This is a genomic window from Massilia luteola (assembly GCF_034420155.1).
Taxonomy (GTDB): Bacteria; Pseudomonadota; Gammaproteobacteria; order Burkholderiales; family Burkholderiaceae_D; genus Telluria; species Telluria luteola.
In genome coordinates this window covers 62770-84186 of record NZ_JAXOFN010000008.1, presented here as the reverse complement: position 1 = coordinate 84186, position 21417 = coordinate 62770, and the positions used below count along the sequence as shown (strand labels likewise).

Annotated in this window: 18 protein-coding genes; 5 read left to right on the top strand and 13 right to left on the bottom strand. The window is 66.2% G+C overall.

All coding sequences use genetic code 11. The features are described from left to right. Position 1: 1 nt before the first annotated feature. The 6 genes from mutS to U9J41_RS11355 form a co-directional block, all read right to left on the bottom strand. Positions 2-2695, bottom strand: a complete 2694-nt coding sequence (gene mutS / locus U9J41_RS11380) for a DNA mismatch repair protein MutS (protein WP_322402293.1) — start codon at positions 2693-2695, stop codon at positions 2-4. 128 nt (positions 2696-2823) lie between these two features. Then, on the bottom strand, positions 2824-3408 hold the full coding sequence (locus U9J41_RS11375; protein ID WP_322402292.1) for a hypothetical protein: 585 nt from the start codon (positions 3406-3408) through the stop codon (positions 2824-2826). Between the two features lie 85 nt (positions 3409-3493). After that, on the bottom strand, positions 3494-4357 hold the full coding sequence (locus U9J41_RS11370; RefSeq protein WP_425260318.1) for an ABC transporter permease: 864 nt from the start codon (positions 4355-4357) through the stop codon (positions 3494-3496). Positions 4358-4369: 12 nt separating this feature from the next. Continuing rightward, the gene (locus tag U9J41_RS11365; RefSeq protein WP_322402290.1) at positions 4370-5143 is read right to left on the bottom strand and encodes an ABC transporter ATP-binding protein; all 774 of its coding nucleotides are present in this window, start codon (positions 5141-5143) and stop codon (positions 4370-4372) included. Further along, positions 5143-6138 carry an ABC transporter substrate-binding protein gene (locus U9J41_RS11360; RefSeq protein WP_322402289.1) on the bottom strand — a complete coding sequence of 332 codons (996 nt, stop codon included), beginning with the start codon at positions 6136-6138 and terminating at the stop codon, positions 5143-5145. Before U9J41_RS11360 ends, U9J41_RS11365 begins: the two co-directional genes overlap by 1 nt. 86 nt (positions 6139-6224) lie before the next feature. After that, a complete protein-coding gene (locus U9J41_RS11355) occupies positions 6225-7613 on the bottom strand; it encodes a porin (protein WP_322402288.1) in 1389 nt (462 codons plus the stop codon). A 170-nt stretch (positions 7614-7783) separates the two neighbouring features. Between U9J41_RS11355 and U9J41_RS11350 the strand changes: the two genes are divergently transcribed. Continuing rightward, positions 7784-8455 carry a response regulator gene (locus tag U9J41_RS11350; RefSeq protein ID WP_322402287.1) on the top strand — a complete coding sequence of 224 codons (672 nt, stop codon included), beginning with the start codon at positions 7784-7786 and terminating at the stop codon, positions 8453-8455. Between the two features lies 1 nt (position 8456). Continuing rightward, positions 8457-9863 (top strand): sensor histidine kinase, encoded by a 1407-nt coding sequence (locus U9J41_RS11345; protein ID WP_322402286.1) that lies wholly within the window; start codon positions 8457-8459, stop codon positions 9861-9863. Here the strand turns inward: U9J41_RS11345 and U9J41_RS11340 are convergent. Beyond that, on the bottom strand, positions 9857-10606 hold the full coding sequence (locus U9J41_RS11340) for a transporter (RefSeq protein ID WP_322402285.1): 750 nt from the start codon (positions 10604-10606) through the stop codon (positions 9857-9859). The two genes, U9J41_RS11345 and U9J41_RS11340, sit on opposite strands and share 7 nt — an antisense overlap. Then, positions 10599-11396, bottom strand: coding sequence for a COG4705 family protein (locus U9J41_RS11335; RefSeq protein ID WP_322402406.1), 798 nt, complete (start codon positions 11394-11396; stop codon positions 10599-10601). Before U9J41_RS11335 ends, U9J41_RS11340 begins: the two co-directional genes overlap by 8 nt. A gap of 177 nt (positions 11397-11573) precedes the next feature. Between U9J41_RS11335 and U9J41_RS11330 the strand changes: the two genes are divergently transcribed. The 3 genes from U9J41_RS11330 to U9J41_RS11320 all read left to right on the top strand — a co-directional run bounded on the left by U9J41_RS11330 (position 11574) and on the right by U9J41_RS11320 (position 14643). Next, positions 11574-12239 (top strand): response regulator transcription factor, encoded by a 666-nt coding sequence (locus U9J41_RS11330; RefSeq protein WP_322402284.1) that lies wholly within the window; start codon positions 11574-11576, stop codon positions 12237-12239. Next, complete coding sequence (locus tag U9J41_RS11325; protein ID WP_322402283.1) at positions 12215-13549, top strand: ATP-binding protein; 1335 nt, start codon at positions 12215-12217, stop codon at positions 13547-13549. The genes U9J41_RS11330 and U9J41_RS11325 overlap by 25 nt, the downstream gene beginning before the upstream one ends. Positions 13550-13614: 65 nt before the next feature. Continuing rightward, entirely contained in the window at positions 13615-14643 is a 1029-nt protein-coding gene (locus U9J41_RS11320; RefSeq protein WP_322402282.1) for a YncE family protein, read from the top strand. A 255-nt stretch (positions 14644-14898) separates the two neighbouring features. Here the strand turns inward: U9J41_RS11320 and U9J41_RS11315 are convergent, their stop codons facing one another. From U9J41_RS11315 to U9J41_RS11295, 5 genes are all read right to left on the bottom strand, one after another. Next, positions 14899-15267, bottom strand: coding sequence for a hypothetical protein (locus U9J41_RS11315; RefSeq protein WP_322402281.1), 369 nt, complete (start codon positions 15265-15267; stop codon positions 14899-14901). 206 nt (positions 15268-15473) lie between these two features. Further along, entirely contained in the window at positions 15474-15689 is a 216-nt protein-coding gene (locus U9J41_RS11310; protein WP_322402280.1) for a hypothetical protein, read from the bottom strand. A gap of 73 nt (positions 15690-15762) precedes the next feature. Beyond that, positions 15763-16137 carry a hypothetical protein gene (locus U9J41_RS11305; RefSeq protein ID WP_322402279.1) on the bottom strand — a complete coding sequence of 125 codons (375 nt, stop codon included), beginning with the start codon at positions 16135-16137 and terminating at the stop codon, positions 15763-15765. A gap of 188 nt (positions 16138-16325) precedes the next feature. Continuing rightward, complete coding sequence (gene cphA / locus U9J41_RS11300) at positions 16326-18896, bottom strand: cyanophycin synthetase (RefSeq protein WP_322402278.1); 2571 nt, start codon at positions 18894-18896, stop codon at positions 16326-16328. A gap of 81 nt (positions 18897-18977) precedes the next feature. After that, positions 18978-21161: a cyanophycin synthetase gene (locus U9J41_RS11295; RefSeq protein ID WP_322402277.1), complete on the bottom strand. Its 2184-nt coding sequence runs from the start codon at positions 21159-21161 to the stop codon at positions 18978-18980. Positions 21162-21417 lie beyond the last annotated feature (256 nt).

Sequence of the window (21417 nt, the reverse complement as noted above, 5' to 3'; positions counted from 1 at the left end):
GTCAGGCCGAGGCCAGGCGCTTGAGCTCGTACAGGCGCTCGAGCGCTTCGCGCGGGCTCAGGGCATCCGGATCGATGGTATCCAGCAGCACCAGCGCGGGCGAGTCGGCCGCTTCCTGCAGCGGCGCCGGCGCGGCCGGGGCCGCAGTGCCGGCGTCGGCGTCGTCGTCGCAGGGTGCCGGCGCGAACAGGTCGAGCTGCGGCGTCGCATCGAGCGCCTGCGCTTCCAGCCGCGCCAGGTGCTTGCGCGCGGCGCGGATCACGCCTGGCGGCACGCCCGCGAGCTGCGCGACCTGCAGGCCGTAGCTCTGCGATGCGGGACCGTCCTGCACGGCGTGCAGGAACACGATGTTGTCCTTGTGCTCGACGGCCGACAGGTGCACGTTGGCCGCGCTCGGATTCTGCTCCGGCAGCTGCGTCAGTTCGAAGTAGTGGGTGGCGAACAGGGTGAAGCTGCGGCTCGTCTCGATCAGGTGGCGCGCGATGGCCCACGCGAGCGCGAGGCCGTCGAACGTCGACGTGCCGCGGCCCACTTCGTCCATCAGCACGAGCGAGTGCTCCGTCGCGCCGTTCAGGATCGCGGCCGATTCCGTCATCTCCACCATGAACGTGGAGCGGCCGCCCGCCAGGTCGTCGGATGCGCCGATGCGCGTGAAGATGCGGTCGATGGGACCGATCGCCGCGCTCGTCGCCGGCACGTAGCTGCCGACGTAGGCGAGCAGCGTGATCAGCGCGACCTGGCGCATGAACGTCGATTTGCCGCCCATGTTCGGCCCCGTGATCAGCAGCAGGCGGCGCTCGTTCGACAAGATGCAGTCGTTCGCGATGAAGCGCTCGATCTGGTTCTCGACGACCGGGTGGCGGCCTTCGACGATCGTCAGGCACGGCGCCTCGACCAGCTGCGGCATGCACCAGTTGTTGCGCACGGCGTGGTCGGCGAGGGCGGTCAGCGTGTCGAGCTGCGCGATGCCGGACGCGATGCGCTGCAGGCAGGCGATGTGCGGCGCGAGGTCGGCCAGCAGCAGGTCGTACAGCAGCTTTTCGCGCGCCAGCGCCCGGTCCTGCGCGGACAGGGCCTTGTCTTCGAACGCCTTGAGTTCCGGCGTGATGTAGCGCTCGCAGTTCTTCAGCGTCTGGCGCCGGCGGTAATCGTCCGGCACCTTGTCGGCCTGGCCGTTCGTCACTTCGATATAGAAGCCGTGCACGCGGTTGTACTCGACGCGCAGGTTGGCGATGCCCGTGCGGGCGCGTTCGCGCGCTTCCAGGTCGACGAGGAACTGGCCGGCGTTCTCGGACAGCGCGCGCAGCTCGTCCAATTCCGCGTCGAAGCCGCGCGCGAACACGCCGCCGTCGCGCACCATCGCGGCCGGTTCCGTCGCGATGGCGCGCTGGAGCAGGTCGGCGCACGCCTCGGGAATCGCGATGGCATCGAAGATGTCGCGCAGCAGGCAGGAGTCGCCTGGGATGAAGCAGCGCGCCACCTGGTCGCGCAGTGCCGGCAATTGCGTGAGGCCGTCGCGCAGGCTCGCGAGGTCGCGCGGACGCGCCGTCAGCAGCGCGATGCGCGTCGTGATGCGCTCGATGTCCGGCACATGCGTGAGCGTCGCCGCCAGGTCGGACATCGCTTCGCGCTGGGCCAGCGCCGCGATCGCCTCGTGGCGCGCGCGGGCCACGCGCTGGTCGCGCCTGGCGTGGTGCAGCCAGTGGCGCAGCAGGCGTGACCCCATCGCCGTGCGGCAGCCGTCCAGCAGGGAAAACAGCGTGGGCGATTCGTGGCCGCGGATCGTTTCCGTGAGTTCGAGGTTGCGGCGCGTGGACGCATCGAGGCCGATGAATTCGCTCTCCGATTCGACGGCAAGACGCTTCACGTGCTGCAGGCCGCGGCCCTGCGTCGCCTGGGCATAGCGCAGCAGCGCGCCGGCCGCGCCGAACGCGGCGCCGAGACCGTCCGCGCCGAAGCCGGACAAGGTGGCGACGCCGAGTTGGTCGAGCAGCGTCTTGTGGCCGTGCACGACATCGAAATGCCATTCCGGCACGCGCGCCGTGTGGCCGATCGGGCTCGTGGCGAACAGGTCGGCGCTGTTACCAACCGAGTCCGCGCGCAGCACTTCGGCCGGCGCGATGCGTTCCAGTTCCTGGACCAGGCGTGCCGCGGCCGCGCGCGCGTCGCCCGTGAATTCCATCAGCTTGAGCGCGCCGCTCGCCAGCGACATCCACGCGAGACCGGTGGTCACCACCTTGCGCGTCGCGACCGTGCACACCGCGAGCAGGGGCCGTTCGGCCTTCTCGGGCAGCAGGTCGGCATCCGTCAGCGTCCCCGGCGTGACGACGCGCACGACCTTGCGCTCGACCGGGCCCTTGCTGAGCGCCGGATCGCCGATCTGTTCGCAGATCGCGCACGACTCGCCCAGCTTGACCAGCTTGGCGAGGTAGGGATCGAGCGAGTGGAAGGGCACGCCCGCCATCTTGATCGGATTCCCGCCCGAGCTGCCGCGCGCCGTCAGCGTGATGCCCAGGATGCGCGAGGCCTTCTCGGCGTCCTCGAAGAACAGCTCGTAGAAGTCGCCCATCCGGTAGAAGACGAGCATGGTCGGGTAGTCGGCCTTGATGCTCAGGTACTGCTGCATCATGGGGGTGTGCTTTTCGGTCGCGAGGCGTTTGGCCGCGTCGGCGTTGATTTCGCGTGGAACGTTCATGTGGTCAAGTCGGGGACAGCGGGGCAAGGGCTTGCCAAGAGCGCCATTTTACCGCGTTCGACAATGGACGGGCCAGGTCGCGGCCAATCCACGCGCCGACCCCTGGCGAGCCGGTCACGCCTATTTCTTCAGGAACGGGTTGTTGATCGGATCAGACGATTGCGCAGCCATGTTACGCTACCTTTTGGCCCGCGGATAGAAATTGATTTTCCAGTAAGGCAGATAGAAAAACTGTTCTCTTTCCAGGACAACGCAGCGGGCAGCCTGGACGTGTACAAAACGGCCGCCGTGCTCGCATCGTCCTTCTTTCTATACCCTCGAAAGCGGAGTAGCGCATCGATCTCTTCCAGCGCCGCCACCGCGGCGCGCTCAGAACCGAACTCGGCACTGAACGCCTGAGGCAGTGCAATGATCAGTGCCGGAAATGTGCCGACCGTGCAGCCGAGACAGGTGACCGCGAAAGCGTCATGATCAGTGCTGTTTCTCGTAAGCAAATACACGATGGCGATCAGCAGGGCATAGTACGCACAAAATGAAGTAACTGCGAAACCGACTGAATCGGCACAAACTGCTGCCAGGCGGGACCCACGTCGCGAATTTCGGAAATCTGCATACCGCGACAGCACCGTCTTTTGGTTGGTAACGGGATAAATAATATAAATAATTATTCGAATCGTGCGATGTCGAAGGCGCGCAAGATCCGGGCCCGTCATTGTACCGCCAAGCCAGGTGGAACATCCACGATGTGCACCGGCGCCGTTGCGGCGCCGGCCCCGCTATTCCGGCTGTGAGGTGCCGCTACATGCCCATTTCGACGAACTGGGGCGGCTTCCACTTCAGCAGCTTGTTCTCGACGGCGGTCAGCAGATATTCCGCCCCCAGCGCCACGACCGCGAGGACGATCATTGCCGCGAACACGCCGGCGGCGTTGAATGTGCCCTGTGCCGTCGAGATCAAGAGGCCAATGCCATGGCGGGCGCCGAGGAATTCGCCCACCACGGCGCCGACCAGCGCAAAGCCGAAGCTGACGTGCAGGCTGGCGAGGATCCAGCTCAGCGCCGAGGGCAGTACCACCGAGGCCGTGACCTGGCGGGCGTTGGCACCCAGGATGTAGGCGTTCGCGATCATGTTGCGGTCCGCTTCGCGCACACCCTGGAAGGCGTTCCCGAATACGACGAAGAACACCATCACGACGGCCAGCGCCACCTTCGAGCCCATGCCGAGACCGAACATGATGATGAAGATGGAGCCGAGCACGACGCGCGGTATCGCGTTGGCGACCTTGATGTAGATGCTGAAGACGTCCGCCGCCAGCTTGTTGCGTCCCAGGGCGATGCCGCAGACGATGCCGAGCACGCTGCCTATCAGGAAGCCGAGTGCGGTTTCTTCCATCGTGACGAGCAGTTCGCTCCACAGCGGCCCCTGTCCGGTCCCTTCGGTCAGCCAGGTGGCCAGTTGCTGGTAGATCGCACTCGGCTGCGAGAAGAAGAAGGGGTCGAGCCACCCGATGCGGACGGAAATTTCCCAGGCCGCGATCGCGGCCACTGCAAGACCGGCGCGCAATCCGATCACCAGGCGGCGGTAATTCCGTGCCCGCCGCAACGCGCGGCGTTCTTCCGTGCTGGCGATGGCGGGCGTCATTGTCGATGTTGTCGTGTTCATAATGTGCGTCTGTTAAATACTGACTTCTGCCTTGAGATCGGCCCAGATCTGCCGCGACAGCTCGATGAATTCCGGGGTGTAGCGGGCTTCCGATGCGCGTGGACGCGGCAGCGGGATGTCGTACACGCTCTTGACCGAGCCCGGTCCCTTGGTGAGCACGACCACGCGGTCGGCCAGCGTGATCGCCTCGTCGATGTCATGCGTCACGAAGACGACCGAGGCCTTGCGCTCCGACCACAGGCCGAGCAGCTCTTCCTGCATCATCGCGCGCGTTTGCACGTCCAGGGCAGAAAACGGCTCGTCCATCAGCAGGATGGCCGGCTCGTTGATGAAGGTCTGCGCCAATGCGACGCGTTTGCGCATGCCGCCCGACAGCTGGTGGGGATAATGGTGTTCGAAGCCGGCGAGGCCGACCCGGCGCACCCAGTCGGACGCCTTGTCGCGCGCGGCGCTCGGATCGAGGCCGCGGAAGATCGGACCGCAGGCCACGTTCTCGAGCACGTCCTTCCAGGGGAACACCGCATCCGCCTGGAAGACGAACCCGATCCTCGGGTCGATGCCGTCGACCGACTTGCCGAACACCTTCACCGAACCGGACGAGGGCGGGTTCAGCCCCGTGATCATGCCGAGCGTGGTCGACTTGCCGCAGCCGGTCGGGCCGACGATGGCGCAGAACTCGCCCTCTCTCACTTGCAGGCTGAAGTCACGCAGGGCCAGCGTGACCTTGCCCTCCTGGCTGATGAATTTGCGGCTGACGTTACTGAGTTCGATTGCAGGGCTGTTCATTACTTGGCTGCTTTCACGAATTCCGTCGTATAGGTGCTGGACAGGTTGATCGTTTTGCCCTCGACGGCCTTGTCGAAGCTGGCCAGGACCTTCAGGACGGTGGCAGGGCCGTCCGCCGGCATCACGCCGTCGGGGGTAAACATCGGTTTGCCGGAGTCGAGCGCATCGACGTAGAGCTGTTTATTACCCGCGAAATATTCGGGCGGCAGCTTGTCCGCGATCTCCTGGGCGCTGTGGGTGTTGATGTAGCGGAGCGTCTTGACGAAGGCCGTCGCGATCTTCTGCACCTGCGCCTTGTGGCTGTTGACCCAGGACGTTTGCATGTAGAGCGACGCGGCGGGATATGGGCCGCCCAGCGCGGCCACGGTGCTCTTCAGGCTGCGCAGGTCCACCAGCACCCGCGCCGCGTTGGTCGAGGTCAGGCGCGCGATGGTCGGTTCGGTGGTCATGCCCGCATCGATCTTGCCCTGGGCCATGGCGGCAATGAAGGTCGAGCCGGCGCCCACCGGCAACGTCGTGAATTCGCTGTACTTGACGCCGGCACGCGAGGCCAGATACTGGGTCAGGAAGTTGGTCGACGAACCGAGGCCCGTCACACCCAGCGTCTTGCCCTTGAAGTCGGCCGGCGACTTGATGCTTGCGGCCGCCGCTTTCGACACCAGGATCACTTCGCCAGGGGCCTGGCTGAACTGCACCACCGATTCCACCATCTTGCCGCGCGCCTGGAGGTCGATCGTGTGATCGTAGAAGCCGACGACGCCCTGGGCTGCGCCGGACAGCATCTCGGTCTCGGCATTGACGCCGGCCGGCTCGCTCAGCAGTTCGATGTCCAGCCCGGTTTCCTTCAGGTAGCCGAGCTGCTCGGCCAGCTTGGCCGGCAGGTAGATCTGCTTTTCCATGCCGCCCACCATGATGGTGATCTTCTCGGCGGCGGATGCGTGCCCGGCGAGCATTGCGAACGTGATGGCAGCCAGGGTTTTGTACGGAACGTTCATGTTGTCTCCTTATTAATTATTGTCGTGGCCGGGGCGGCGCGCATGATGCCGGCGCCGCCCGGCTCATCTACAGTACGGCCGTCCGCTCAGAAACGGAAGCGCAGGCCGGTTGCGAGTTCGAACTGGGAGTCGGCGCCGTGCGCCTGCGCGGCCTTGTAGCTGCCGTCCGTGCTCAGGTAGTCGGACGCCAGGTACAGTTCGGTACGCTTGTCGAAGTGATAGAACACCGAGCCATACACGGTCTTGCGCTTGCCGGTCGCGGTTGCCTTGGCGGCGGACGTGTCGGCATAGGCATTCAGCACGAAGCCGCCGCCGTTGACAGCCGCGTTGGTGGCGTTCATCGTCTGCCAACCCAGCTCGTAATCGAAGTGGCCGCCCGGTGCGAACTTGGTCGAAATCGTGTACGCGTTGTCGTGGCGATCGCCGAGGGATGCCGGTTGTTCCGCCGTGTAGTGGACGTAGCCGGCGTTCAGGCGCAGCTTGCCGATCTTGTAGTTGCCGCCGATCGAGTAGGACGTGTGCGTAAAATCGTTGACCACCGCGGTGTTGTAGAAGCCCGACACGTTCACGGCGCCGCCGTTATATGCCAGGGCGGCCGACTTGGTGGTGCCTTCGCGGTTGTTGCCCGGTTCGCCGCCGACCTGGTAAGCCAGGCCCGCCATCAACTTGCCGTAGCTTTTCTTCCACACGATACCCTTGTCGTAGCGCGTGCCGGTGGCGCTGCCGGAGTAGAAGATGAGCTGCTTGAAGTTGTTGTTGTTGGTGTAGCCGCCCTCGTCATAGGTCACGCCGGCGCTGCCGTAGGCGTCGCCGTAGATCTTCGAGAATTCACGTGCGAGCGTGTTCTGGCGGCCAAAGGTCAGTTTGCCCAGCGTCGGGCTTTCCAGGCCCAGCCACGCATCCCGGTTGAACAGGACGCCCGGCGTATCCATGTTGCCGGTGGGGAGTTCGTATTCGCTCTCGAGCTTGAAAACCGCCTTCAGGCCATCCGTATTGGGCAGCAAGTGTTCGCCCTCGAGACCCCAGCGGTTGCCGCTGAACCAGGCCACCGACATGTCGTTCTGGGTATGGCCTGCGGCATCGGCATTGTTCTTGCGGCTCATGCTCAGGTCGATCAAGCCGTACAGGCGCACGGCGTCGCCGCCGCGGCGATAGACCAGCCCGCCCGGACCCGCGGAGCTGGCGCCCAGGGGATCGACCGGATGGCCGGCAGCGGCGCTTGCCGTCGTGGTGTCGGTCGCCGCGGTCGTGGGTGGCGTGGCGCCGGTGTCGGCGGCCGCCTGGGATTGGCGCGCGGCCATGGCCTGCTGCACCTGGGCCAATGCCTGTTGCGCTTGCTTTGCCGCGAGTTGCGCATCGGCCGCAGCCTGTTGCGCTTTCAGCAGGGCATCCTGCAACTCGGGCACGGATTGGGCCTGCGCCTGCGCCGCTGCGCCCAGCGTACCGAGAACGGCGATTGCCATCAGCTTTTTCATACGGTCTCCATCGTTTTTATAGGTGAGGGTGGCTGTAGCCTTCGGTGCTTCAGGCATACCGAGCTCACTATAGGAATGGCAACCCTACTAAATGCCTACAATAAATTTTCTATCTAAAAATTAATTTTCGGGACTTGCTGTATGTGCGCGCAAGGAACATGATTATCGGGATGAAACTTTTACTCACAGAAGATAATCGCGACCTGTCGGCCTGGCTGACCAGGCTCCTGAAGCAGTCGGGCTATGCCGTCGAACAGGCGTTCAGCGGCGAAGAGGCCGATCATTTACTGCGCACGCAGACGTATGACGCCATCCTGCTCGACCTGACCCTGCCGCTGCTGAGCGGGCAGATGCTGTTGCGCCGGCTGCGCAGCCAGGACAATGGCGTACCCGTGCTGATCATCAGTGCCCAGGATTCGCTGCAGGACATCGTCGAGCATTTGAACCTGGGTGCCGACGACTACCTCGCGAAGCCGTTCGACATCCAGGAACTGGAGGCACGCTTGCGCTCGCTGTTGCGGCGCGCCAGCGGCAACGCCAACCCGATGGTCAGCTGCGGCAACCTGCACTACGACAGCAATTCGAAGATGTTCCGCGTCCGCGACCAGATCTTGCCGCTGACCCCGCGCGAGCACGCGGTGCTCGAAGCGCTGCTGCGCAAGGTCGGCAAGACGGTGTCCAAGCAGGACCTGGCCGACAGCCTCGTCATCCTGAACGACATGGTCACGCCCAAGGCGCTCGAGGTCTACATCGTCCGCCTGCGCAAGAAGCTGGAAGACAGCGGCGTCGCCATCATCACCTTGCGCGGACTCGGCTACATGTTGAGCGCGATCGAGTCTTGAGATGCACAGCCTGAAATCGCGCCTGGCGACATGGGTGTTCCTGCCGATGCTGCTTTGTTCGGCAATCGACCTGGTCGTCACGTATCGCAGCGCCGACCGCGTGGCGACCGAAGTCCAGCGCCAGCTGCTGAAAGGATCGGCGCGGATCATCGCCGAGCAGATGGCGGCCGATGGCGGCGCCGGCAACGGCGCGCCGCCGGCCGCGTTCGAACTGTTCGCCGATGAAAACCAGGATCGCGTGTTCTATGCGGTACGCCGGGCGGACGGCCGCCTGATCGACGGCGACGCCGCGCTGACGCCTCCGCCTTCGCCGGGCCGGGACGAGCAGGAAAGCTATTTCAAGAGCCGCGTGCGCGGCGAACCCGTCCGCGTCGTCGCCTATGGCCAGGACCTGCGGGACGGGGGGCATATCACCGTCGAGGTGGCGCAGACCATGGGAGGCCACGCCGCGCTGCGCAAGCGGCTGTTCTTGATGACCGCGCGCGAGCACCTGATCCTGCTTGCGCTGGTACTCGTTGCGCTGGTCGTCGCGTTGCGCTGGACCTTGGGCCCGTTGATGCGCTTCAGTGAACGCGTGGCCCGGCGCCAACCCGGCTCGCTCGAACAACTGGACGCGGAGGAGGTGCCGCGCGAGCTGCTGCCGGTGATCGGCGCGCTGAACGGCTACGTGGTGCGGCTGGACCAGACGCTGTCCTCGTACGAGCGCTTCGTGGCAAGCACCGCGCACCACCTGCGCACCTCGTTCGCCATCCTGACGTCTCAACTCAACTACGGCATGCGTAACGAGCACGTGACGCCGGAGCAGAAGACCCTGCTGGCCGCGATGCAGAACACGACGGTGCAAGGCACCAAGGTCATCAACCAGTTGTTGATCTTGGCGAGCATCGAACAAGGCCGCCAGCACGCCGCCCCCGAGCAGGCGCCGCCGTCTACCGTGCTGAGCGAAACGGTCACGTCGGTGATCGAGGAGCTTGCGCCGCTGGCGCAGCGCCATGATGTCGAACTGGGCCTCGACGCATCCGACGACGGCCTGGTCCTGTCGGTGCCGGCCCATCTGCTGCGCGAGATCACCTTCAACCTGATCGACAACGCCATCAAGCACATGGACGGGCCGGGCTCGGTCAGCGTGCGGGTCCAGCGCGCCGGCGATTGCGCACTGCTGCGCATCGTCGATACCGGCCCCGGTATCGCGCCCGCACACCTGGATCGCGTGTTCGAGCGTTTCTACCGCGCCGACCATGGCAAACCGAACAGCTTCGGGCTGGGGCTATCGATCGTCAAGGAGATCTGCGATTCGCTCCGCGGCGAGATCCGGATGGGGGCCGGCGAACAGGGCAAGGGGTTGCAGGTCGATGTCAGGCTGCCGCTTGCGCTGGTCGAACCTCCGCAGGCGTGCGAGCGCTATTGAAAACTCGTTCTCAGCCCGAGGTACGCCGCGCCCTTGTTGCTGGCGCCCGCATTGCGCAGGCCGTGTCCTGCCGAGAATAACAGTGCCAGGCCGTCGCGTAGTTGCAGGATGCCGCCGAGGTTGATCCCGGTCGCAGTCGCTTCGTCGACGTGGTGACGCGTGGTGCCGTACCACTCTCCGCCGAACTGGAGGCGGGCATTGACCTCGTACAGCGCGGTGATCCCGCCCGCCCAGGCGTCGTGCGCGCGCGTGCCATGGTCGAGCCAGTAACCGGCGCCGCCGAAGACGGTCCAGCGTCCGCGTGTCGTCTGCACCCAGAGTGGCAGGTAGACGCTGTGGGCGCCCGCGCCGAGGCCGCGGCGCGCGCTGCCGGTCGGGAGTTCGAGCATCGGGTAGATGCCCACCATCCAGTCGCTACGTGGCTGGTCGGGACGCGTCAGGCGGTATTTGACGCCGAGCTCGAGATCGCCCAGGCCCACGGCGTTGCCGCCGGGGCCGCGCGTGTAGGCGATCTGCGGCTGCGCGTGCAGTTGGACGTTGGGCAGGACACCGTAGTTCAGGTCGATACCCGGCACGGCACCGCCGCTGCCGTCCGCGCTGCGCAGCCAGGTCGCGCCGTAGTTGATTTCCCACGCGTGCAGGTCGACCGGCTCGGGATCGTCGGTGACGAACGGCGGGCCCGCGTGGGCACAGGTCGACGCCACGGCTGCCGCGGCGACGCATCGGCGCAGTGCCTTAATCATGGGCGACATGCTCCAGGCGTTCCGCCCGCTGGGGCAACAGGACCACGAGCATGAGCATGCACACGACGAGTGCCCCGGAGGCCGCGTACCGGCTCAGCGCGAGTCCGCCGTCGGCGACCGGCTTGTCGAGGTAGTCGCCGACCGTGGCGCCGAGCGGCCGGGTCAGGATGAACGCGGCCCAGAACAGCGCGGTGCGCGACGTGCGTGTCCAGAAATACAGGCCAACCACGACCAGAAGTCCCGCACCGAACAGGGCGGCCCCGCCACCGTAGCCGAATCCCCAGCCCGTTTCCGGATCGGCCACCCAGTCGCCGAGCGCCGTGCCGAGGGTCTGGGAAAACAGGATCGTGATCCAATAGAAGATCTCCGCCGTGCGCGTGTCGAGCCGCTTGATCGACACGGAACCGAGGCTGCGGTGCCAGGCGAAGAGCGTCACCGTCAAGAGCGCGAACAGCAGCGTCGAGCCACCGAGGTAGCCGATCCCCAGCGACCGGTCGCACAGGTCCGCCAGGGTGGTGCCCACCGTCGTGGTGGCCACGATGACGGTCCAGAACAGGAACGGGTGGAAGCGGTTGGCGCGTATCTGCGCGGTCAGCGCGAGCGCCAGCAAGGCCGCGAAAATGCCGGTGCCCGCGAGATAGCCGAGATTCATCGACATCGTGACGGTATCGCCGGCAGTCTCGCCGAGCGTCGTTGCCAGGATCTTGATGATCCAGAATCCCAGTGTCAGGGCGGGGACCTTGGCAAGGTCGGCGTGATGGCAATCACGGACGGAAGCGGCTGGGCTCATACGGACTCCGATTGACGACAATGCGCGCCATCCTAGCCCAATCGCCGTGTTCGGCAGCGTGATTTCCATGACATGTTGTGAATCCGCCAAAATGGCAGCGTCCTCAGTGGCAGCTAAGTCTTGTGCCATAGTATCGTCCAGTTCATCGAACCGGATCGTCGGAGTGAAAGGGGCTGCATGCGGGTGTTACTGGCGGAGGACGACCTCATGATCGGCGCGGCCGTGCAGGCCGCCTTGCGCGATGCGTCGTACGCGGTCGACTGGGTGCGCAATGGCGTCGAGGTGCCCGCTGCCGTCGGCAGCCAGCATTACGACATGGTATTGCTCGACCTCGGCCTGCCGGGACAGGACGGCCAGCAGGTGCTGCGCCGCCTGCGCGGCGCGGGAAAGACCTTGCCGCTATTGATCATCACCGCCCGCGACGACCTCGATGAACGGTTGCGCGGGCTCGACGGCGGCGCCGACGACTACCTCGTCAAGCCTTTCGCCATGGCGGAGCTGCTGGCGCGGATGCGGGCGGTCGTGCGGCGCCAGAGCGCGGACGGCGCCGTCCTGCTCTCCAACGGCATCGTCGCGCTCGATCCGATGACCCGCGAGGCCCGCGTCGGCGATGCTGGTCCCGTCAGCCTGTCGAACCGCGAATTCGCCGTGCTGCACGCGCTCATGGTGCGTCCCGGGGCAATCCTGTCGCGCAGCGATCTCGAAGACCGCGTCTACGGTTGGGGCGAGGAAGTGGAGAGCAATGCGATCGAATACCTCATCCACACATTGAGGCGCAAGCTCGGCATGCGCGTCATCCAGAACGTCAGGGGCGCGGGATGGATGGTTTCCAGGCGCGCTTGAGCGCGTCGCTCCGGCTGCAGTTGTCGTTCGTGCTCGCGGCCGTCATGTTCGTAGGCGCGATTGCGGCCGGAACGTTCTCATTCATTACCGCATTCCGCTCCGCCAATGAGTTGCAGGACGACACGCTGCGTGAAATCGCGGCGCTCGCGCTGCGCCTGCCGGCCGGCATGGCGTCCGCGCGGCCGGCAGAGGCGCCGGCCAGCCGCAACCTGGACGCGCGCCTCCTCGTCGAAACCATCGGCGGCACTGACGTATCGCGGCCGCTGCCGCTGCCCGCGCACGTGCCGGACGGCTTCAGCACGCGCGACGTCGCGGGCACGGGATACCGCGTGCTGGTGCAAACGGCGGCCGATGGACGCAGGATCGCAGTGGCGCAGGAAACCGACCTGCGCGACGACGCGGCGCAGGACAGCGCGGTGCGTACCGTGCTGCCGTTGGTGATCGTGGCGATCGTGCTGCTCGTCACGGTGGCGGTCGTGGTGCGCAAGCTCATCGCGCCGATTGCCGCGGCCGCGCACGATCTCGATGCGCGTGACCAGCACGACCTGAGCCCGTTGGACGACCAGGCGCTGCCGGTCGAGGTGCGTCCCTTTGCGGTGGCGCTGAATCGGCTGCTCGGCCGGCTGGCCGCCACGCTGGCCGTCGAGCGCCGCTTCATCGCCGATGCTGCGCATGAGCTGCGGACACCAGTGACCGCCATCGCGCTGCAGGCCGAGCGCCTGGCCGAGGCGCCGATGCCGGACGAGGCGCGGGCCCGGCTGGCGGTCCTGCGCCAGGGGATCGTGCGCGGAACGGACTTGCTGGACCAGCTGTTGTCCCTCGCCCGCGCGCGCCTGCAGCCATTGCCGGACAGCCCGGGCGCATCCGTGCGTCCGGCGTTGCGCCATGTCCTCGAGGACATGGTGGCCGTGGCCGAGGCCAAGGGCGTCGACATCGGCATCGTCGCAGACGCCGATGCGCGGGTCCTGTTGGGCGAAGCCGATCTGTACATGTTGATCAAGAACCTGGTGGACAACGCGATTCGCTATGGCCCTGCGGGCGGCCGGGTGGACCTGGTGGCGCACGCCGCAGCGGCACACGTGTCGATCGAGGTCACGGACGAGGGGCCAGGCATCGCCGCCGGCGACCTGGAACGTGTGTTCGCGCCGTTCTATCGCGGCACCGGGCAGCAGCAGCCCGGTACGGGACTCGGACTCGCCATCGTCGCATCCATCGTCGACAAATGCGGCGGCAAGGTGACCTTGCATCGTCGTGGCGAAGCGGCGACGGGCGGCCTGCGCGCGGAGGTGACGTTGCCGCGGTTGATGTAGCGTCGAACCGGCACAGGCCGGGCCTGGCCGGTATCCAGGGCCATTCATTCACTATCGGAGGAAACATGAAGCACACGATGTTGCGCTGCCTGGCGGCGGCGGGACTGGCTGCCTTGTCCGGGACAACGCTCGCCGCGCACGCCGGCGACGGCGGTTATCGGGTGACGGACAAGCGCGTCCTCGACGGACCGGTACGTTGGGACTACGTGTCGATGGACAGCGAGCGGCATCACCTGTTCCTGACGCGCGGCGAGCACGTCGACGTGTACGACGTCCAGAAGCGGGAAGTCGTCGGTACGATTCCGTCGACACCGGGCGTGCACGGCGTCGCGGTGGCGGCCGACCTCGGGCTCGGCTTTTCCAGCAACGGCGCTGCGAATGCCGTCACGGTCTTCCGCCTGGACACGCTGGTGCCGATCGCGACCGTGGCGGTGGGCGCCGGTCCGGACTCGCTGGTCTACGATACCGCCACCCATCGGGTGTTCGTCGCCAACGGCGCGGGCAACAGCATGTCCGTCATCGATGCCGGCACCAGGAAAGTCGTGGGTACGATCGCGTTGCCGGGCGCGCCCGAAACCGCGGTGGTGGACGGCAAGGGGCGGCTGTTCGTGGCACTGGAAGATCGGAACGCGATCGCCGAAATCGATACGGACAAGTTGAAGCTGGTCGCCGAACGCCGTATCGCGTCCGTCTGTGAAGAACCGGCGGGCCTGGCGATCGATCCCCAGGGCGGGCTGCTCTATGCGGGGTGCCACAACCGGAAGCTCGCCGTCGTCGACGCGCGCACGGGGAGGATCGTCGGTTCCGCGGCGATCGGGCGCGGCAACGACGCCGTCGCCATCGACCTGCAGCGCAAGCTTGTCTTTGCGTCCAACGGCGACGGGACCCTGGCCGTGATCGACGCGGCGGCGCCGTTCGCCGTCCGTGGAACAGTCGCGACCATGCCGCGCGCCCGGACGGTCACGCTCGATCCGGCGACGCACAAGCTGTATCTCGTGTCCGCCGAAACCGATCCGGCCGCGGCCCCCGGTCCGAAAGGCCGGGTCGCCCTGAAGCCCGGTACGTTTACGGTCATCACGGTGGGCGCGCAATAACAACCGGGACCAGGGCAGCGGGGGCGCCATAACAAACATGGCCGCATCGGCGGCCATGTCGTCATGCCTCGCGGGAGGCTTTGGAGAAGCCTAGAGGTGGGCGACGATCGTAACGGCCGCCGCAAGAGCACCCGCAAAGGCCACGGCCAAAGTCAGCATTGCTTTGCCAAACTTCGAATCGTCCTTGGTGATCGCTTGCATTACGTGCATCATTTTTGCACCTCCTTCTTACGCTGATAAGTAGTCTAACACACGTTACGCAAGCTTAAAGTGGACGAGCGGGTACAAGATGCACATAGCAGCGGTTACCCCGATTGAAATATTGACAACATATTGATTGCTCACGCCACTACGCACCGTCCGTGCGGTGCTGAATCCAACGAACAAGGTGCAGATCAGGGCGAGGACGCCGCACAGACCGATGGTCCAGCCGATGGCTCTATGATCGTCCGCATGTCTTTCCCAAGCCGAGATTGCATCATAGCTCGTCGCCGCCAACAGGGCGATCGCGGTCCAAAACAGCTGACCAGTCTCGACAGACTTGCGCATCAGGGTACGGGCAACACCAGGGGTACCGCTTGTTGCCTCATCAATCGCAATAATGCCGACGACAAGGTAGGGCAAGAGTACGGGTACCCCTAGGTTGACCAGAAACCAGAGACCGTTATCAACAAAAAAATAGAAAGCGGAGCTTAGCAAGGCCGTTTCGCCGGGTTCGTTAAATAAACAGCATTTTATCTTTGGCCAAGGAAGCTGGTGGACTTCCTGTCAACATTTTACGTTTCCGCCAGTGGTGATGCGACAAGTATTGATCCGGCTCTGCTGTTGGGTCATGCCAGCAGTTTTTTTCGTCGTTGTTCCGGCACCGCCAACACCCTGAGCGCCGTCTCCATCCGCACCCGCCGATACTCCATCGCCCTTGCCGCCGCATGCACCCCGCGCGCCCGCAAGGCATCCTGCACGTTGTCGGCCGTCCAGCGGTCGATCCGCCGTTCACCCAGCATTTTCTTCAGCAAGCCCTGGTCGTCGATCCATCGGTAAGTCATGACGTCCTCCTCGTGGTGGTTGAGGACTCAATCGTCGCGTAATTGCACAACAGCAACTTACCGAGCATCAAATTCAGGAGAATCGCGCATGATTGAGGATGAGCCAGGCCACCGTGATGATGACCATCCCCGTGAATGTCACGCATGACCAGGTAAAGAACCAGGCCGACAGCAGCCCCGCCTGCAGCACTTTCTCGAACAGCACGCCCAGCGCGAAATCGAACGCGGTCAGGAACGACCAGCGCCGCAGATACACGGGCAGGTAGCGGCTCATCCTGCGGTTGTGCTGGTGCGCGGCGTGCCGTTCGACGCGGTCGCGCGCGGCGCTGACGTCGCGGAACAGCCAGTCGAAGAACAGGAAGCGGTAGAGCAGGCGCCGGAACGGCATCTCGGGAACCGGCTCCCCGGCCGTAGCAGCCTGTTGTTGCGTGTCCTTGTCGATCGTCATGGTTGCACCGCTCGCTTGAATGGCAGGTCATCACACCTGGCCACGATCACCCATGTTATGCCAGATGTTGCTCAGAGCACGTTCGCGGACTAACGTAGCGTGCGCGGCTTCCTTCGTTTCTGAGCAGCACCAACAAAAAGCAAAACGGGCGCACGCGGCGCCAGTTCCGGAACAGCGCGGACAGCGCGTCAGCCTTCCTTCACCCGCTGCGTGATATGCGCCAGCGCCTCGTCGACCTGGTCGATCAGGATCAGGGACAGGTCGCCCGGCTGCAGGCGTGCCAGCGCCTGGTCGATGGCGACGAACTCGCCCTTGATCTCGTCGACGTGCGTCGTGCGGCTCGCGCCGGCCAGGCCCTCGCGCAGCAGGGCGACGACTTCGCCTTCCGAGCGGCCGCGCTGGCACTGGTCTTCGTACAGCAGCACGTCGTCGAACGCCTTGCCGAGGATGCGGGTCTGGTCGCGGATGTCCTCGTCGCGGCGGTCGCCCGCGCCCGAGATCACGACGGAGCGGCGCCTGGCCGGCATCGATTCGACGGCGTTCACCAGGGCCTGGATCGCGTCCGGGTTGTGGCCGTAGTCGGCGATGACGGTCGCGCCGCGGTAGTCGAACACGTTGAAGCGGCCCGGCGCGTTGTCGCTCTCGCCGACGAAGGTCTTCAGGCCCAGGCGGATCGCGTCCCACGCGATGCCCACGGCCCACGCGGCGGCCACCGAGGCCATCACGTTCTCGACCTGGAAGCCGACCACGCCGCCGCGGGTGATGGGCACCTCGAGCAGCGGCACGCGCTCTTCCTTCTTGCCCTGCGCCGCGACGAGGTGGCCGTCCTTGACGTAGACGATGCGGCGGCCCTGCGCGCGGTGCTTCTGCATGGTCGGCAGCGACGGGTCCTGCGCGAAATAGGTGACGTCGCCGCGGGTGTTCTCGGCCATGCCCGCGACGATCGGGTCGGCCGCGTTCAGCACGGCCATGCCGCCGGGGGCCACGTTCTGGATGATCACGCGCTTGAGTACCGCGAGGTCTTCCAGCGTGGTGATGTAGTTCAGGCCCAGGTGGTCGCCGGCGCCGATGTTGGTGACGACGCCGACCTGGCAGCGATCGAATGCCAGGCCCTCGCGCAGCATGCCGCCGCGCGCCGTCTCGAACACGGCCGCGTCGACGTCCGGGTGCAGCAGCACGTTGCGCGCGCTGCGCGGGCCGCTGCAGTCGCCGCTGTCGATGCGGCGGCCCTGGATGTACACGCCGTCCGTGTTCGTCATGCCGGTGCGCAGGCCCGAGCTCGCGAGCAGGTGCGCGATCAGGCGCACGGTGGTGGTCTTGCCGTTCGTGCCCGTCACCGCGACGACCGGGATCCGGCCGTCGTCGCCCGGGGCGTACAGCGTGTCCATGATGGCGTCGCCGACGGCGCGGCCCTTGCCGAACGACGGCGAGATGTGCATGCGCAGGCCCGGCGCGGCGTTCACTTCGACGATGCCGCCGCCTTGCTCTTCGATGGGCTTCAGGACGCTGTCGCACACGAGGTCGACGCCGCAGATGTCCAGGCCGACCATGTGCGCGGCCGCGATCGCGCGTGCCGCCACTTCGGGGTGGACGTCGTCCGTCACGTCGGTGGCGGAGCCGCCCGTCGACAGGTTCGCGTTGTTGCGCAAGGTGACGCGCTGGCCTTTCGGCGGCACGGAGTCGGCGTCGTAGCCCTGCTTGGCAAGGGAGGCGAGGGCGATGTCGTCGAAGCGGATTTTCGTGAGCGACGTCGCGTGGCCATCGCCGCGGCGCGGGTCCTTGTTGACGATGTCGACGAGCTGGCGCACGGTGTGTTTGCCGTCGCCGACGACGTGCGGCGGGTCGCGGCGGGCGGCGGCGACGAGCTTGTTGCCGACGACGAGCAGGCGGTAGTCGTGGCCCGGCAGGTATTTTTCGACCATGATGTCGTCGCGGAACTCGGACGCGGCGTGGAAGCCCGCGTCCAGCTGTTCGCGCGTCGTGACGTTCACGGTCACGCCCTTGCCCTGGTTGCCGTCCTTCGGCTTGATCACGACCGGCACGCCGATTTCCTGCGCGGCGGCCCAGGCGTCGTCAGGGTCGGCGACGCTGCGGCCCAGCGGCACGGGCACGCCGGCCGCGTTCAGCAGGGTCTTGGTCAGTTCCTTGTCCTGGGCGATCGATTCCGCGATGGCGCCGGTGGCGTCGATCTCGGCGGCCTGGATGCGGCGCTGGCGGCTGCCCCAGCCGAACTGCACGAGGCTGCCCTCGGTCAGGCGGCGGAACGGGATGCCGCGCGCGACGGCGGCGTGCACGATCGAGCCCGTCGACGGGCCGAGGCGCACGTCCTCGTCGAGGTCGCGGAGCTGCTTGAGGGCGCCTTCGAGGTCGAACGGCTGGTCGTTGCGGGCCGCGGCGCACAGCTGCTCGGCCAGTTGCATGGCCAGGCGGCCGACGTCTTCCTCGCTGTATTCGACGACGACCTGGTAGACGCCGCGCTCCAGCGTGGCGGTCGTGCGGCTGAACGTGACGGGGCAGCCCGCCTGCGCCTGCAGGGCGAGCGCGGCGACTTCGAGCACGTGGGCCAGCGGGATCTTGTCGTCATGGCCGGTCGGCTGCAGCGCGCCGATGTCGGGGAACGAGGCGCGCAGGCGCGTCTCGAAACCGGACAGGGCGTCGATCGATTCTTCCTCGGGCGCGCAGGTCACGATCGCCTCGATCGACGTGTGATGGCTCCAGAGGTTCGGGCCGCGCAGGGCCCGTACGCGTGTTACTTCCATGGATCTTTCCTTTAGGGTCTTGCGGCGCCAGAGCTCCTGGTAGCTGGCGCGCACCGGCCCGGTCATGCCGGGCACGTATCTTTATGAGGCTTTGCCCTTCTTTTTGCCGGCTGCGTCGAACGTGCGCAGGCCGGCGCAGATCAAGTCGGTCGGCACGTCCAGCGCCCAGCCGGCCAGCGCGGCGGCCAGCAGGGCGTCCGGCTGCGCGGCGGTGGCGGGCTTGACCTTGTCGATGCCCAGCAGCGGCATCTCTTCGCTGCCTTGCGCCAGGACGATGTGGCCGTCGCGCACGAAGGCCACGCGGCCGCCGGCGGCGCGGTGCGCGCGCAGTACGTCGTCGGCTTCGTCCTGCGCGTAGAACAGCACGGCGCCGTCGCACAGGTCGGCCAGCGCGGCCACGCGCGGGTCGCGCGCGTTCAGCACGGCCGCGCCATCGGCCAGCACGACGTCCACCTGGCTGCGCACGACGTTGTAGAGTGCATCGTCGTCGCGCACGTACAGGTCGGCCACGTCGGCCACGTTCCCCATGTCGGTCACGATGCCGACCTGGCAGCGGTCGTAGGGCAGGCCCTCGGAGAGGATGGTGCGCGCGTTCGATTCGAACACGGCGGCCTGCACGGTGCGGTTGATCAGCAGGCGCTGGCCGGCGTCGAAGCGGGTGCCGTCCTGGGTCGTGACCTGGCGGCTGTCGAGGAACAGGCCGTCGCGGTTCGCCACGCCCACGTGTTTGCCGGACAGGTTCAGCACGGTGCCGACGAGGCGCGCGGCCAGCGCGGCGTCCGTGGTGCCGGTGACCCCCACGAGCGGAATGCGTCCGGTCTCGCCGTCGGCGAACAGGTGCTCGACGATGGCTTTGCCGACGTTGCGCGGCTCGCCCTGCGCGGGCTTGATGTGGGCGAGCAGGCCCGGGCTGGAATTGACTTCGATGATGGCGCCGCGCTGTTCCTCCAGCGGACGCGCGATGTCTTCGCACACGAGGTCGATGCCGGCGATGTCCAGGCCCACGACGCGCGCGGCCAGCGCGGCCACGTGCGCGACATCCGGATGGACGTCGTCCGTGACGTCGTCCGCCACGTTGCCGTTCAGCTGGATCAGCACCTTCTGGCCGGCCTGCGGGATGGAATCCGGGTTCAGGCCCTGGCGCTGCAGGTCGAGCTTGATCTCGTCGCTGTCATGCGGCCTGACGGGGCTGAGCGGGAATTCTTCCGATTCGCCGCGGCGCGGGTCGATGTTGATCTGGCTGTCGCACAGCTGGGTGACGGTGGATGCGCCGTCGCCGACGACCCACAGCGATTCGCCCCTGGCGGCCGCGACGACCTTCGCGCCGACGACGAGCAGGCGGTGTTCGTTGCCGGGAATGAAGCGCTCGACGAGGACGGCGCTGGATTCGCCTTCCTCGGACGCGATGGCGTACGCGGCGTGCACGTCCGCTTCCGACATCAGGTTCAGCGACACGCCGCGGCCATGGTTGCCGTCGACCGGCTTGACGGCGACGGGCAGGCCGATGTCCTGCGCTTCTTCCCACGCGGCTTCCGCGCTGCGCACGACGGTGCCTTCCGGGACCGGCACGCCGCAGGACGCGAGCAGGGTCTTGGTGAGGTCCTTGTCGCTGGCGATGGACTCGGCGATGGCGCTCGTGCGGTCGGTCTCGGCCGTCCAGATGCGGCGCTGCGCGGCGCCGTGGCCCAGCTGCACGAGATTGCCGTCGGTCAGGCGGATCGACGGGATGCGGCGGTCGGTGGCGGCCTCCACGATGTGGCCCGTGGATGGGCCGAGGCAGTAGCGGTCGACCAGTTCCGTCAGCTCGTCCACCTTGCCCTGCAGGTCGAACGGCGTATCGTTGATGGCGGCCATCAGGAGGGCGTGGCCGGCCTGCAGGGCGGCACGGCCGACGGTATCGTCGCGCGTGCGGAACGCCATTTTATAGATGCCCTGGTCGGCCGTGGAGCGGGTCTTGCCGAAGCCGGTCTTCATGCCGGCCAGGTTCTGCAGTTCGAGGACGACGTGTTCCAGGATGTGGCCGGCCCACGTACCGTCGCGCAGGCGCTCCAGGAAGCCGCCGCGCTCGCCGACGCCGCAGCGGTGTTCGATCAGGCCCGGCAGCCAGGCGGTGAGGCGTTCGTACAGGCCGGGAAGTTTGTTCGAAGGACATTCTTCGAGTTCGCCGATGTCGAGCCATGCTTCGATGACAGGGCGATAGGTCCAGATGTTCGGTCCACGCAGGTGGTTTACACGAAGAATTGCAATGTCTTTCTTGTTTGTCATGAAAATATCCAGCCACGCGATGACCGCTCTCTCATCGCGTGGCGTTGCCTAAGTTTGCACATCGTTGGTCGAAGACGGCGCCGGATCGCGGCCCGTCTTCCTCTCTTTCCACAATGCACATGTTGTATACTTGCCGGAACGAAGCTTACCGTGCCGAATCGATTTCTGCCAGTCTGACCCCTCCGATAGAATACCGTACACTCCCGCGCGCCACCTTTCGGTCGGCGCGCGTGTCAACGGCAATACCATTCGCAAC

What these genes read in the sequence shown, in the direction of transcription:
- mutS (WP_322402293.1), bottom strand. Translation starts at nt 2,695, where the DNA reads ATGAACGTTCCACGCGAAATCAACGCCGACGCGGCCAAACGCCTCGCG.
- U9J41_RS11375 (WP_322402292.1), bottom strand. Translation starts at nt 3,408, where the DNA reads ATGACGGGCCCGGATCTTGCGCGCCTTCGACATCGCACGATTCGAATA.
- U9J41_RS11370 (WP_425260318.1), bottom strand. Translation starts at nt 4,357, where the DNA reads ATGAACACGACAACATCGACAATGACGCCCGCCATCGCCAGCACGGAA.
- U9J41_RS11365 (WP_322402290.1), bottom strand. Translation starts at nt 5,143, where the DNA reads ATGAACAGCCCTGCAATCGAACTCAGTAACGTCAGCCGCAAATTCATC.
- U9J41_RS11360 (WP_322402289.1), bottom strand. Translation starts at nt 6,138, where the DNA reads ATGAACGTTCCGTACAAAACCCTGGCTGCCATCACGTTCGCAATGCTC.
- U9J41_RS11355 (WP_322402288.1), bottom strand. Translation starts at nt 7,613, where the DNA reads ATGAAAAAGCTGATGGCAATCGCCGTTCTCGGTACGCTGGGCGCAGCG.
- U9J41_RS11350 (WP_322402287.1), top strand. Translation starts at nt 7,784, where the DNA reads ATGAAACTTTTACTCACAGAAGATAATCGCGACCTGTCGGCCTGGCTG.
- U9J41_RS11345 (WP_322402286.1), top strand. Translation starts at nt 8,457, where the DNA reads ATGCACAGCCTGAAATCGCGCCTGGCGACATGGGTGTTCCTGCCGATG.
- U9J41_RS11340 (WP_322402285.1), bottom strand. Translation starts at nt 10,606, where the DNA reads ATGATTAAGGCACTGCGCCGATGCGTCGCCGCGGCAGCCGTGGCGTCG.
- U9J41_RS11335 (WP_322402406.1), bottom strand. Translation starts at nt 11,396, where the DNA reads ATGAGCCCAGCCGCTTCCGTCCGTGATTGCCATCACGCCGACCTTGCC.
- U9J41_RS11330 (WP_322402284.1), top strand. Translation starts at nt 11,574, where the DNA reads ATGCGGGTGTTACTGGCGGAGGACGACCTCATGATCGGCGCGGCCGTG.
- U9J41_RS11325 (WP_322402283.1), top strand. Translation starts at nt 12,215, where the DNA reads ATGGATGGTTTCCAGGCGCGCTTGAGCGCGTCGCTCCGGCTGCAGTTG.
- U9J41_RS11320 (WP_322402282.1), top strand. Translation starts at nt 13,615, where the DNA reads ATGAAGCACACGATGTTGCGCTGCCTGGCGGCGGCGGGACTGGCTGCC.
- U9J41_RS11310 (WP_322402280.1), bottom strand. Translation starts at nt 15,689, where the DNA reads ATGACTTACCGATGGATCGACGACCAGGGCTTGCTGAAGAAAATGCTG.
- U9J41_RS11305 (WP_322402279.1), bottom strand. Translation starts at nt 16,137, where the DNA reads ATGACGATCGACAAGGACACGCAACAACAGGCTGCTACGGCCGGGGAG.
- cphA (WP_322402278.1), bottom strand. Translation starts at nt 18,896, where the DNA reads ATGGAAGTAACACGCGTACGGGCCCTGCGCGGCCCGAACCTCTGGAGC.
- U9J41_RS11295 (WP_322402277.1), bottom strand. Translation starts at nt 21,161, where the DNA reads ATGACAAACAAGAAAGACATTGCAATTCTTCGTGTAAACCACCTGCGT.